11 protein-coding genes and 1 other RNA gene are annotated in these 12,957 nt (G+C 62.6%); 4 read left to right on the top strand and 8 right to left on the bottom strand.

What is annotated here, in order from left to right:
- Positions 1-6 precede the first annotated feature (6 nt).
- The 5 genes from frr to KGJ62_12735 form a co-directional block, all read right to left on the bottom strand.
- Positions 7-564 (bottom strand): ribosome recycling factor, encoded by a 558-nt coding sequence (gene frr / locus KGJ62_12755; protein MDE2127449.1) that lies wholly within the window; start codon positions 562-564, stop codon positions 7-9.
- Positions 545-1,318 (bottom strand): UMP kinase, encoded by a 774-nt coding sequence (locus tag KGJ62_12750; GenBank protein ID MDE2127448.1) that lies wholly within the window; start codon positions 1,316-1,318, stop codon positions 545-547. The genes frr and KGJ62_12750 overlap by 20 nt, the downstream gene beginning before the upstream one ends.
- 47 nt (positions 1,319-1,365) lie before the next feature.
- Positions 1,366-2,271, bottom strand: a complete 906-nt coding sequence (locus tag KGJ62_12745) for an elongation factor Ts (GenBank protein ID MDE2127447.1) — start codon at positions 2,269-2,271, stop codon at positions 1,366-1,368.
- 35 nt (positions 2,272-2,306) lie between these two features.
- The gene (gene rpsB / locus KGJ62_12740) at positions 2,307-3,338 is read right to left on the bottom strand and encodes a 30S ribosomal protein S2 (protein MDE2127446.1); all 1,032 of its coding nucleotides are present in this window, start codon (positions 3,336-3,338) and stop codon (positions 2,307-2,309) included.
- A gap of 323 nt (positions 3,339-3,661) precedes the next feature.
- Complete coding sequence (locus tag KGJ62_12735) at positions 3,662-5,704, bottom strand: hypothetical protein (protein MDE2127445.1); 2,043 nt, start codon at positions 5,702-5,704, stop codon at positions 3,662-3,664.
- Between the two features lie 116 nt (positions 5,705-5,820).
- Between KGJ62_12735 and KGJ62_12730 the strand changes: the two genes are divergently transcribed.
- The 4 genes from KGJ62_12730 (at position 5,821) to KGJ62_12715 (ending at position 8,495) form a co-directional block, all read left to right on the top strand.
- Positions 5,821-6,438 carry a class II aldolase/adducin family protein gene (locus KGJ62_12730; GenBank protein ID MDE2127444.1) on the top strand — a complete coding sequence of 206 codons (618 nt, stop codon included), beginning with the start codon at positions 5,821-5,823 and terminating at the stop codon, positions 6,436-6,438.
- Between the two features lie 237 nt (positions 6,439-6,675).
- Entirely contained in the window at positions 6,676-7,644 is a 969-nt protein-coding gene (locus KGJ62_12725; GenBank protein MDE2127443.1) for a hypothetical protein, read from the top strand.
- A 20-nt stretch (positions 7,645-7,664) separates the two neighbouring features.
- Positions 7,665-8,303 (top strand): hypothetical protein, encoded by a 639-nt coding sequence (locus KGJ62_12720; protein MDE2127442.1) that lies wholly within the window; start codon positions 7,665-7,667, stop codon positions 8,301-8,303.
- Between the two features lie 9 nt (positions 8,304-8,312).
- Positions 8,313-8,495 carry a hypothetical protein gene (locus tag KGJ62_12715; GenBank protein MDE2127441.1) on the top strand — a complete coding sequence of 61 codons (183 nt, stop codon included), beginning with the start codon at positions 8,313-8,315 and terminating at the stop codon, positions 8,493-8,495.
- A 21-nt stretch (positions 8,496-8,516) separates the two neighbouring features.
- Here KGJ62_12715 and KGJ62_12710 read toward each other — a convergent pair whose 3' ends face one another.
- The 3 genes from KGJ62_12710 to KGJ62_12700 all read right to left on the bottom strand — a co-directional run bounded on the left by KGJ62_12710 (position 8,517) and on the right by KGJ62_12700 (position 12,819).
- Entirely contained in the window at positions 8,517-10,838 is a 2,322-nt protein-coding gene (locus tag KGJ62_12710; protein ID MDE2127440.1) for an HAD-IC family P-type ATPase, read from the bottom strand.
- 88 nt (positions 10,839-10,926) lie between these two features.
- An RNA gene (gene rnpB / locus KGJ62_12705) (RNase P RNA component class A) lies at positions 10,927-11,288 on the bottom strand.
- 43 nt (positions 11,289-11,331) lie between these two features.
- Positions 11,332-12,819, bottom strand: coding sequence for an alkaline phosphatase family protein (locus KGJ62_12700; GenBank protein MDE2127439.1), 1,488 nt, complete (start codon positions 12,817-12,819; stop codon positions 11,332-11,334).
- Positions 12,820-12,957 lie beyond the last annotated feature (138 nt).

Genomic DNA, 12,957 nt, shown 5'->3' with positions numbered 1-12,957 from the left:
GCTCACTCAGACTTCCATCATCTCCGCCTCTTTTGCTTTGGTGAGGCGGTCGATCTCCTGGATGAACCGATCTACGAGCTTCTGAACGCTCTCCTCTCCACGCTTCTCCTCGCCTTCCGGCAGTTCGCCGGCCTTACGCGCGTTCTGGAGCTTCTTTACGGAGTCGTGCCGGGCGTTTCGTACACCAACACGTCCGGCCTCCGCCTTCTGATGCACCTGCTTGATCAGCTCGCGCCGGCGCTCCTCATTGAGTGGCGGAATGTTGAGACGGATGGCTGAGCCGTCGTTGTTCGGCGTCAGATTGACATCGCTCTTCAGGATGCCTTTCTCAATGGCTGCAAGCGCGTTCCGATCGAATGGCATAATCATCAACTGCCGCGGATCGGGCACCGAAACGGAGGCGACCTGGTTCAGGGGCATGGTGGCCCCGTACAGGTCCACCTTCACGTGCTCCAAAATCGCCGGGCTTGCGCGCCCGGTGCGAATGAGTGAAAACTCATGGCGTGTTGCCTCCACGCTCTTGTGCATCCGCTCTTCGGTCTCTTTAAGAAGCTCTGGAATCATCGCCGTCACCTCCGCCAAACTCGTCCACCAATGTGCCGAATTCGGTACCCATCGCGGCGCGCCGGATGCTGCCGGCCGCGCCGATTTTGAATACGACAATCGGGATACCATACTCGCGACAGAACGTAAATGCGGTTTGATCCATCACGCGGAGATCCTTGCGGATGCACTCCTCAAAGCTGACGTTGGTATATCGCGTCGCTTCCGGGTGTTTGCGTGGATCACCGCTGTATATGCCGTCTACGTTCGTAGCTTTCAATACGACGTTTGCATGGATTTCGTGCGCACGGAGTGCAGCTGCGGTGTCGGTCGTAAAAAATGGATTGCCGGTGCCACCGGCAAAAACCACCACGCGGTTCTTCTCCAGGTGGCGGAGCGCGCGCCTGCGAATAAACGGCTCCGCCACTTCCGCCATGGCAATCGCGGTCATCACTCGGGTCGCCACGTTTTGCTTCTCGAGGGCATCCTGCAGGGCCATGCTATTGATCACCGTGCCCAGCATGCCCATGTAGTCGGCGGTGGCGCGGTCCATACCGGCTACCGCCGCTCGTTCACCGCGCATGATGTTACCGGCCCCAGTTACAATGGCAATCTGCACGCCGGCCGAATGCGCCTCGGCGATCTCACGGGCAATCCGTGAGATGGTGCCAAAGTTCAGACCGGCACGGGGATTGTCGTCCGGAGGCGATTCCTGCGTGGCATCCTGCGCGAATGCCTCGCCGGAGAGTTTGAGCAGCACACGCTGCCAGCGCAAGCCGGCGCCAGGATGCCCGCCGTCGCCCGAGGCGCTGGGCGAGTCGCTCACGCCTCTGAACCTGGTGGCTCTGCGGTGGAGAGCTCACCAACCTCGTACCGCACAAATCGACGTACCTTGACACCGCCGGCAACCGATGCCAGCAGCGCCGAGACGGTGAGCTTGGGGTCACGCTGGTAGCGTTGGTTCAGCAGCACCACGTTCTCGTAGTACTTCTGCAGACGGCCCTCAACAATCTTCTCCACAGCAGCTTCAGGCTTGCCTTCGTTGAGCGCTTGCGTACGGGCGATATCGCGTTCCCGGTCGATCTCAGCCTGCGTCACCTCGGCGGCTTCCAGGTATTTCGGGCGAGCGCCGGCTATCTGCATGGCGAGCTCGCGAGCCAGATGGAGCACAGCCTCGCTGCGCGCGGCGTCCGCGCTTTCTGCTTCCACCTCAACCAGAACGCCGATCTTGTCGCCTGCGGGTGTATGCACGTACGTCGCCACGGCGCCACACGCGTCGGTGGAGATAAACTCGAACCGCTTGAAGACAATGTTCTCACGCAGTCGTGTGAACACGTCATGCAGTCGGTCCTTCACAGTGGCTCCTGGCGCTTCCGTCGATTCCTGCGCCAGCACGGTTTCGACGCTGTGTCCGCCCCGGCGCGCCACCTGTTCAGCCAGTTCCGCGGCCAGTTGCCGAAAATCAGCGCTGCGCGCAACGAAGTCGGTCTCCGAGTTCAGCTCGATAAGGGCCGCATCCTCATTGTCAACCACGCAGGCTGCGATGATGCCCTCGGCAGCTACTCTCCCCTCACGCGTGCTCAGTTTGCTGCCCATCTTCTTTCGAAGGTAGACAATCGCTTCATCGATATCCCCGCCCGTTTCGGTCAGCGCTCCCTTGCAGTCCATCATTCCGGCGCCGGTGCGTTCGCGCAATTCTCGCACCAGCGCAGCAGTCACTTCAGCCATTCCGCCGTACTCTCGCTTTCTTCACTCTACGCTTGCTAAACGGCCGGCTCGGGTTCTGCGACACCTGGCGCCACCTCGTCCGCCACCGCCTCTGAGCTCTCCCCGGATGGTGCAGGGTCCCCGCCGGCAGCGTCGGGCTCATCGGTCGGTTCCGGCGGTGCGCCCTCTGCGGTGAACTCCTGCGATGCTTCGGTCGCGCCGGCAGCAGCCAGTTCGCCGCCGAGGTTGGCCATTCGGGTGTACTCGTCTTCCTCGCCACGATGGAAAACAAAATCGCTATCCGCGATCTCCGCCGCCGACGTGACTACCTCGCCGGTCTCCGCGTCCACGTTGGGCTTTTCGGCGCCATCTTCAACGGGCGCGTCGCCGGCCTCCTCCATTTCCCACTCTGCGCGTTTCATCTCGATCACGGCTTCGGCGAGACGCGTGGTGACCAGTTTGATGGCGCGAATGGCGTCATCGTTTCCGGGAATCACATAATCCACCAGTTCCGGATCGCAGTTGGTATCCACCAGGCCGATAATGGGTATCTCCAGCCGACGCGCCTCTGCGACCGCGATGTGCTCCTTCTTCAGGTCCACAACAATCAGGCAGTCCGGCATTCCGTCCATGGTCTTGATGCCACCGAGGTACCGCTCCAACTTGTCTCGCTGTTCCAGCAGCAGCAGCGCTTCCTTCTTGGTTAGCCGGTCCAGCGTTCCGTTGGCCTCCATCTCGTTCAATTCGGCCAGGCGCTTCACGCGGTCTTTCATCGTCCGAAAGTTGGTCAGCATGCCGCCCAACCAGCGATGGTTCACGTAGTACTGGCGGCAACTGATGGCTGCCTCGGCGATCGCTTCCTGTGCCTGTTTCTTGGTGCCTACGAATAGAACCCGCCCGTTGTTTGCGGCAACCTCCTGCACAAACGCATGCGCGGCCGCGTACAGGTCCACGGTCTTGTGCAGATCAATGATGTAAATGCCATTGCGAGCGCCGTAGATGTATGGCTTCATCTTGGGGTTCCACCGCCGGGTTTGATGCCCGAAGTGAACGCCCGCCTCCAACAACTCCTTCATCGAGAGCGACATCCATAACCTCCTGGGTTGTTTCAGGCACATCTGGCCTGACCGCCTTGCGCCACGTTGTTTTGGATCCCAGGACCGCATGGTCCCACCCGGATTCCGATGGTCGCAAGTGTGGTATACGCACATGAAAGCCCGGAAATCCACTGGTCTCCGGGCAGACTCGCCTAGTGTACCTCAGCCGACGCACGCGCGGCAACTTCTGAAGTGCCGGCACGGTACCGTGCGGATCACCGCTGAGGCTGTTATCGCAAGACAAAAGGGGCGCGTCGCGCGCCTGAGCGGAGACCGGGCAGCGCGAACGGCATGTTCCGATGCATGCGGCCGCCCTAGATGAAGATCTTGTAGACCTGGATGTGCGCGAGCGGGCCGTAAATTGCCCACGCGGCGCCAACAACGTAGTCACCCAGAATCAGGCCAAGGAAGAACGGAACCGCCGCATTGTAGCTTCGCATACCGCCAAAGCGGACGATCAGCCACTTTGCCAGCCATGCCACGAAGAAGCACATCCAGAAGTAATCCATCGCAAACGAAACTGCCAGCGCGTAACCGGCCGGATGGAACGGCCACCACAGAAATGAGCTGTGCATCACGCTCAAGAACAGCACCATTAAAAAGCCGCCTGCCATATAGACCAACTGGATGAACTGCGGCCTTACCGGCGTCTGCAGCCAGCCGGCCAGCGGGTTGTAGCTCTCGCCTCCCACAAACCCTTTGAAACCGATTGCTTTTGCTGAAGCGCCGGCGGCAAAGGTCACGTGCATGTTCGCCCAGAAGGCCGCCAGCGTACCCCACAAAAACGCGACCACGAGCACCCACAGCACCGACGTCTGGCGCATGCGCGAAACGTCGCCCATCTTCATGGCTTCTAACTGGTTTGGCATCGGATGGCAGCGATAGCAACGATTGAACCAGTACATGGTGGAGAGCGCGGTCAGCCCTTGAGGCCCAATCGTGGCGCTGCCGAATATCGTCACGAGAATGGTTCGCGGATTCACGAAGTAGATTTCGTGGGGCGTACCCAACTCGGCCCGCGCCCGGGCAATGGTCAACGCGATGAGGAAGTAGAGCCCGAAGAACAGCACGGCGACCCACAGGCTCAGCCCCATGCGCCACGAGAAGTACCAGAGTACGGCCACACCAACGAGAATGCCGTACCACGCTGCCCGGTACTGGTTGCGATTCCGCTGGTCGCAGATCGGAGCGCCGCGAACCGCCGGCCCGTCCGGCTGCGCAAACGCAACCTGGAACGTCCGCTTGAACTGCGCGCGAAGCGCCCACACCAGCGTCACGCCCCAGGCGATCCAGGCTCCGCTGGCCTGCTGATCGAAGTACGGAAAGCCGTTGCTGGCCGGCCCATCCCAGCCCAATTCAGCCCCGAAGACGTGGAACAGCTTGCGCCAGATAAAGAAGAACCAGCACGAAAACGAGAGGTCGAGCGGCACGAAGAATGCGAGGCCAATGGCGAACGGATACAACGACATATTCGTGCCGGAGATAACGCTCCATGGCCGCGTGGTGAAGAAGTTGCCGATGTTGTACTGCTTTATAAGCGCCAGATACGGAAACGACGGGTGGAGAACGTGCAGGCCATTGATCAGGTCAACCGTGGCAGCAAGTGAAAAGCCCAGCCACATCAACCGGTTCTGAAGCAGCGGGCGTGCGCCGGACCGCGCCATCGCGCCGCCCGCTCCGGTCAGCGCCAGCGGGAGCTCGATGATTGGGAAGGCAAGCCGCTCCGATTCACTCCACTGCGTACGGATGAGGATGTTGAAGCACAGGCAGATGCCGATGATGGTCAGGATGAAGATGGCCCACCAGAACAGCGGGCGCAAGAATGGAACAAAGTACTGTGGCTGATACGCCGATACGCTGCCGTTGTAGAACCCCTTGAGCGCGGTTTTGTCCGTAACCAGCCAGAACTTTGGCAGGAATGGAAAGAACAGATCCTTCCACCTGTTCTCAGGAGTAGCGAACTGGTAGGGGTGCCCGATCGTTCCGAACAGATCCTGAAACAGGTCGTGGGCGCCGAGCAGTGTGCCGATAACCAGAATGATGTAGACCGTCAGCAGCTCGTAAGGTGTAAGCGCCTTCTCCTTCCAACGCGCCGGCAGCGCGCGTCGAACAAGAGCGTTGACCACGGTGAGGCAAAACAGCCAGAACACAGGCTCGATGAACAGCGGGAGGCAGCTGCCATCCAGGGTGTACCAGCGGACCTCCACAGTGGTCAGCCAGAGCGCATTTGGTACTATAAGGACCATTCCGAGCAGGATGGACCGTGCCGTGACGTGCCGGTAGTCTGGCTGCGCTCCGCCGATAGGCTCATGACCCAACTCGGTTTGAGACTGTGCTTCGGGTAGGGGGTGCGCCATGCGGTAATCTTTACGGGAGCGCAACCGCCGGCTCCCGCAGGCCTGTTCGCCAAAGGCAAGCGCTAATCTTGCCTGACCGCGGCGGTGAAGCTTGAGGAGTGCCTCGGAATGTTGACATGAAACCGCCGGACGAAGCCGAATGTCGTCGCACGATCGCGCAGTTGGGCGCATTGCTTTATCAGCGGCGAATGCTCGATTCCGCCGGCGGCAATATCTCGGCGCGATGCTCCTCCGGCGATGTTTGCATCTCGCCCCGTTTTTCCGGCAGCCGCCGGCGTTGGATGCTCGATCCCGAGGAGGTGCTGCTGCTGCGGCCCGAACGTTCCCCGCCAGCCGCTGCATCGCGAGAAACCGGCATGCATCTTGCCATCTACAAGGCGTTTCCGAATTGCGGCGCCGTCATTCACGCCCATCCACGACACCTGCTGGTTTTCGCGAGCGCCTGCCGTCCGCTGGCTCCGCCGACCGAGCAGACGGACAAGTACGGCGTGATCCCTGTAGCAAGTGCCGCCCCGGCGCATTCGGCGGCATTGGCAAAATCGGTGGTGGAAGCCCTTGAACCACAGCAGGTAAAGCTGAAGGAGCACTCTATTGCGTGCCTGCTGCCCCGGCACGGCATAACCGTGGCGGGTCCAACGCTGGATGACGCTTACGACGCGCTGGAGCGGCTCGAGGGTAGTGCGCGCGTCTGGATCGACCGCGCAAGTCTCGACCGACTTCCGGACAGCATGTGATGAGTGCGGCGCTGCCGGCGATCGCCGTTGTTGCTGCCGTGGCCGCGTGCGCCTTCGCGGCGCTTCACGTTCGGCGATCCGTCGCGCGGCTTAATCGCGGTATTGAGCAGCTTCACGAGGAACAGGATCGCGATGGGGCGCCCGCGGATACGTGGAGGTCGCTCGCGGAGATTTGGCGCGAGAACCAACCGCCAAAATGAGATGCAGCAGGCGGCCCGTGCCCGGAACGCACCACCGATGAACCGTTGGTATGTGGGCATCGACGCAGGAGGCTCGAAGACAGCCGCCGTGGCACTGAGCCAAGTGGGAGCGGTGCTGGGTCGCGCGCGTGCCGGTTCCGGCAGCCTTACGACTCAGCCTCCGGCCGCAGTAGCGGCAGTCTTCGCTATGGCGCTATCTGAAGCAGCCCGCGAGGCCGGCTTCGACGCGGCTGCTGAGCCACCCTCGGCAGCAATGGTTGGCATTGCGGGGTTCTCCAACGAATCGGGCCGGATCGAACTTCAGACGCGACTCGCCTCAGCGTGGCCGAAGACCAGCTGGTACGTCGTTCCCGATTACGTTACCGCCTGGTACGGCGCCTCCGGCGGCACGCCAAGTGCCTGCGTCATCGCCGGCACCGGGTCTGTGGCGTACGGGCGCAACGACGCCGGAGACGAGGTGCGCCTGGATGGTCTTGGCTACCTGCTCGGCGACGTCGGCGGCGCCGTCAAGCTGGTGCTCGACGCAATTCTGAACAACCTGGATCTGCCCGCCGGCGATTCGCCAACTTCACTCGGCCGTGCGATGATGCTCGAGGCAGGCGTCACTTTGGCGGCCGACATCATTCCCTGGGTCTACGCCGACTTTTCACCGGCTCGTGTCGCCGCGTTGGCGCCACTCATCGGGCGCCTTGCCGACGCCGGCGATCCTCACGCCATCCGCGTTATTCGTAGACACGGATTCCGCCTCAGGCGGTTGGCGCTTCAAACGGTGCAGCGCCTGCAGTTCCGGCACGAAGCGCCGGTATTTCCCGCCGGCGGTCTCTGGGCGTGCTCACGGCATCTCCGCGATGCGTTTGCGCACGGCTCCAGGGCCGAGTCGAGCGGACTGGCGCGGCGTGGCGCCACGGCGTCGATCACCATACAACAGCCGATTGCGGATGCCGCAATGGGCGCCGCGCAGATGGCGCGCGAGCAGGAAACCGCGCAGCCGCCTCGCACCGTATGAAACGGGTAGAGCCGCAGCCCATGAACGCCAAACCATTCGCACATCTTCGGCCGCTCGCGATTATCATCACTTTCTTCCTCGGCGCTACTGCGAGCGCCAAAGCGGATCCGGTCTACCATTGGCGGATACTGGCGGGGGTGCATTCGGTAGCCATCGTACCACCTCAGTTTTTTCTTGGCGAGCCCGCCAAACGTCATGATCGGTCGCGCCATCCGGAGCATCCGGGCAAGGCGCCGGCGGTCACAGAGGAACAGAAGCAGGCCGTTTATGCTGAGCTTGAGGCGCGGCTCGGGCGCGAGCTTCCTGCCGCCGTGCGGCAATATGGCAGGTTTAGAGTTGCCCGCTTCTCAGAGGTCAAGCGCGCGTTGGGACGGCTCAAGCTGCAGCCGTCGCAGCTTTTTGCCGAACAGCCGAGCCATAAGAGCGCATGGCCAGCAGCCAACCTTGCGAACCTTCAGAAGCTCGCCGCCGCCCTGCAGGTGGATGCCGTTGTGGTCTGCGCGCTGCGGCCGCCGCAATCGGTGGGTGAACACATCGACATCACGCGCCAGGGCTGGGATCCGGATCCTTTCGATATCGGTCTCCTGCGCGTTCCGCTGCATGTCGTCTCGCCGCGCGCGCACGCGCTGATGATCACGCGTGGCGGCGACCTGGCCTAGGAGGACGAGATGTCGCAGGATCATCCACGCACCGATCCGAGGACGCTCGCGACGCTTCAGGTTGATTGGGATGAGGCGACCAACGAATTGGCGCAGGACCTCTCCGACAGCATCAATCGGCTGCCACCGCTACTACGCGGCGGCACGCGAGACACCAAGGCGAGAAAGGTAGGCGACGCCACGGGCAGGTAGGCACTCGGCTTGCGCCTTCGCCTAACTGAGCTGTAGTCGCGGGAACACAACCGCCTTCACCGCGTCGGCAGCCAGCGCGAACAGGAGCGAGGCGCCAAGGACAGAAGCGACTAACGCTACAGGTATCGGCGCCATCAGCATGCCGCCTGTCGCCATTGCCGAGATGAGCGCGACATCGGCAACCGAGGTCAGCACCAGCCACTTGCCGGGCGCGGATGACCAGATATGGCGTCGGTCTCGAATCGCATACAGAACTGCTTCACTGGTGAAAACGAGCACGATTAGGCAGTAGGTCTGAAGGGTGGGGCCCGTTAGCCGGAGCGTCCGAACTGCGAGCAGCAGCGCGCCCGTGCAAAACAACACGGCGCAGCCGCCTATGGCGAAGGCCGCCAGCATCAGGCTGTGTATTCGCCACCGGTTCGGCGCAGAAGAGGGCCGAACGTTGTCGGTGGTAAGCGACATCGTCAGGAAGTCGCTGGTAAGCAGCACCAGAACCATCAACATCGGTGTCAGGATCGCGCGGCCGGTGATCAGTAAGCCAACGGCCAGAAAGCAGATCTGCACGATCTTCTTGATGAGTGAGTTGAGAGTATAGGTAAGTATCCGCTGGAAGATCGTCCTGCCCTGACGTACGGCTGCCACCACCCCGCTAAGCCCGGGCTCCGTAAGTACAATCCCGGCTGCCGATCGTGCCGCGTCGGTAGCCGTGGATACTGCGATACCCATTTGAGCCTGACGCAGTGCAGGCGCGTCGTTGGCGCCATCGCCGCACATTCCAACGGTGTGGCCGCGGCTCTGCAGCGCCTGCACCAGGGCAAACTTGTCTTCCGGCAGCACGCCGGCATACACGGCGTAGTTTAGCGGATCCACGTTCGCGGCCGGCGCGCCCGCCGGAGCGGAGGCGCCGGCCAAACCCACCGCATGCGCAACAACGGCGGCCGTGCCCGCTGAGTCGCCGGTTACCATCACAGTCTTGATGCCCTGTGCGTGAATCTGGGCAATCAGTTGTGCAGCGTCGTCTCGAGGCGGATCGGTGAGAGCGATAAGTCCGAGCAGAGTCATCTCACTGCCGGCGGCTTCGCCCACGGCCAGCACGCGGTATCCGGTCTCCTCCAGCCGCCCGGCTTCCGCCGGCGCATTGCCGCCGCCGATGGCCACCACTGCCGCGACCGATCCTTTCACCATTCTGACACTGTGGCCGTCGGCGTCCACAGCGGTGCATGAGGCCAATTTGGTCGCCGGGTCGAACGGCGTGAAATGCAGGCTGCTGAAGTTGGCCGTTGCCGCGGCGCCGGCAGCCGTCCGTACAGCTACATCGACCGGATCCTGACCGCCGGCCGCGCTGGCAAGCGCGGCTGCGGAGAGCACTCGGGCCCTGTCGACGCCGTTTAGGGGCACAACATCGGCAACCTGGAGCTGGTTGCGCGTGAGCGTGCCGGTTTTGTCGGTGCAAAGAACGTCGATGCTGGCCGCCTCGTCCACCGCCGATAGGCGGGTTGGCAAAACGCTGCGGGCAGCCAAAGCGCGCGCTCCAATCGCTTCAGCCAGTGTAAACGTCGCCGGTAACGCAACCGGAATTGAGGCAAGGATGCCCGTAAGAGCCAGAGGAAGCAGCCCGCTCGCAGTCATGTGCCGCGTGAATGCATAGGCAACCATCAGCGCCAGCACAACACCGTTGAATGCCGCCAGATTGCGCACTACACGAAGAACTGTCTGCTGTTCGGTGCTTGGCGCTGCGGCCGAGCGGACCAACTCCGCCGCCCTTCCGAAGCGCGTCCGCGGACCGGTGGCAGTAACCTCCGCCGAGGCCTCCCCCCGGCGGACGAGCGCGCCGGCCCATGCCGTGGCCCCGTCCGATGCTTCAACCGGCAGCGACTCCCCGGTAAGCCTGGATTGATCCAGAAGCACGGAGCCATCCGTCAGGCGCACGTCTGCCGGCACAACAGCGCCAAGCGAGAGCTTCACCAGATCGCCAACGACAAGCGTCGCTGCAGGGACGATACGCCACGTGCCGTCGCGCATCACCGAGGCGTTCAAGGCGAGACTGGCTCGCAGCGCGCGTAACGTGGCGTCGGCGCGCGATTCCTGGACGGCGCCAAGGACGGCGTTGAACGCTAACAGGATGCCGACGACCGCGGCCTCGGCTGTCTCATGCAGCAGAAGCTGCAAAACCATCGCCCCTTCCAGCATCCACGGCACAGGCGCCCAGAAGCGACGGGCAAATCGGAGAAGTGGCGGCGCAGCGCTGCCGGCGGTGCTATTCGGTCCGTCAGACGCGAGGCGATCGGCGGCCTCTTGCGATGTGAGGCCCAATGGTGACGGCGCCGCTGGTTGCTGCGTCAAAACTGGGTGACCGGGCGCTGCGGATGGCCGGCAGCACCGGATCGATGCCTTTTCACCCGCAAGCAACCTCGCAAAGCCATCAACCAGAAACTCCAGGAGGTCTATAAGCCGGGTTCTGTATTTGTGTGGTCATCTCTCTGGGAGGCCGGTTGCCCGACCCCTCGTGCGGCCTACCCGGAGGGTCCGCGGGCAGCATCATTCCCTCCCTTTTAGGCCTTGCTCCCGATGGGGTTTACCTGGCCGGTATGTCTCCATGCCGCCGGTGCGCTCTTACCGCACCATTTCACCGTTGCCGCGCCGGGGCGCAGCTGTGTCTTTTCTGTGGCACTTTCCGTCGGGTCACCCCGCCCGGACGTTATCCGGCATCGCGCCCTGTGGAGCCCGGACTTTCCTCTACGCCCCGTGCCCGGCAAGCCGAACACGCGGCGCAGCGACCACCCAACCTCCTGAAGCACCATAGTCTACCCTTGCGCTTTTGCTCCCGGTGCCGCCGCTACAAATACCCGAGGTCGGAGAGTCGCCGGGCCAGTTCGGCCTCCTCTTCCGCCGTATACGCCGATGCGCCGCCATCGGATTGGGCAACCGCGTGCCGGCCAACACCGGCGGGCGCCGCTACGCCAAGTGCCGCCAGAACTGTTGGGGCAACATCGTAGATCGAGATATCCTTGCGCTCTGGCTGTGTTGTCGTGGTACCGGAGCGCTGCTCCAGCAGCGCTCCGCGTTCCGCCATCATAAAGATTCCCTGTTGAGCGTGATTGGCATCGTCCGGGCCGGTGTCGTTGTCATGTGTCCAGATTGACCTGTTGCCCACTGAGCCGATCGAGCGCCACGAGAGGTCACCGAAGTAGACGATCAGGTCGGGCGCCACGCCCTTCACGGTCCGGTAGGTGGCGTGTGGCTGGAACACCTGGCTGCCGAGCGGCGCGCCGTGCTCATCGGTGAGCCGCTCCAGCTTCGCCGTCAGCTCATTCTTCAGCGCCTCCACATCCTCCGGTGGGACAATACCGGCCGGCTCACGGCCCGCAATGTTCAGGAAGAGCCGCCCGTAGTACCCTCCATCACCCCAGGCGCGTGTCCGGCTCCAATCCACCAGTTCGGGGTCGAATCGAGTGGGGCAAACCGGTGCGCTCTTCAGAACCAGATAGTCTTCCGCGATCAGCCAGTCATTAAAGCATAAGCCCCCTTCCAGCCGTTTGGCGCCGTGGTCCGAAACAACCAGCACGAGCGTATCGGAGGGCAGCCCGTCAATGAGTTCGCGGATCTCGCCATCCAGCAGGCGGTAGTAGTCGCGGATGGCATGCTGAAGGGCATTGCCCGGCTCAAACGCGCGGTGCTCTGGATCGTGGAAGCGCCAGAAACCGTGATGCATACGGTCCAAACCAATCTCCACCATCACAAACAGGTTCCAGGGATGGTGTTCGAGAAGATGGCGGCCGACGCGGAACCGGCTCCGCGTCATGGCGATAACGTCGCTAAGGAGCCGGTCTTTATCGTTCGTTCGAAAGTCGCGGACATCCAGGGCGTAATCGGGCGCGACGCCCAGAATCTCATCTCGCAGCGAAGGCGGCCAGGTGAAGTTGGACTGCGTGTCTGGAGCGAGAAACCCCGATACCATGAGGCCCTCAATAGGCCGAACCGGATAGGTAAGCGGCGTGCCAAGCGTGATGGTTTGCAGTCCGCCGGCGCCGAGGATGTCCCAAAGGGCCGGTGCGTCGATCATACGGCTGCTGGCAAACGTGAGGCCGTCGTAGCTGTGGTCGCGACGATTGCGGAAACCGTAGACCCCAAGTTCGCCAGGGTCGCGTCCAGTCATCATGCACATCCACGCCGGCACGGTTATCGGCGGAATGGTGCTCTCCATCTCACCCCAAACACCCCGCTCCATGAACCGCGACAGTGTCGGCAGTCCGGAGCGGAACTGCTGGAAGACCAGGTCGGGAGCGGCGCAATCGAGACCGATAACGACCACGTGCTGGGTCATAAATGGCACTTTCTACCAATGGTTGCGGTACTCAGCGGGCCATACCTGCGAAACCGCCAACCTGTCCCTCGCGTATTACCGGCAAGTGGTGTCGGCCGCGTGCCCGGCACCGGTTCGCCGTGCGCTCCCCGCATTCCT

This window comes from Armatimonadota bacterium (genome assembly GCA_028871815.1).
In the GTDB taxonomy this organism is placed as follows: Bacteria; Armatimonadota; Chthonomonadetes; order Chthonomonadales; family Chthonomonadaceae; genus REEB205.
The sequence above is the reverse complement of the archived record's forward strand: the minus strand, read 5'-3'. Positions and strand labels throughout refer to the sequence as shown.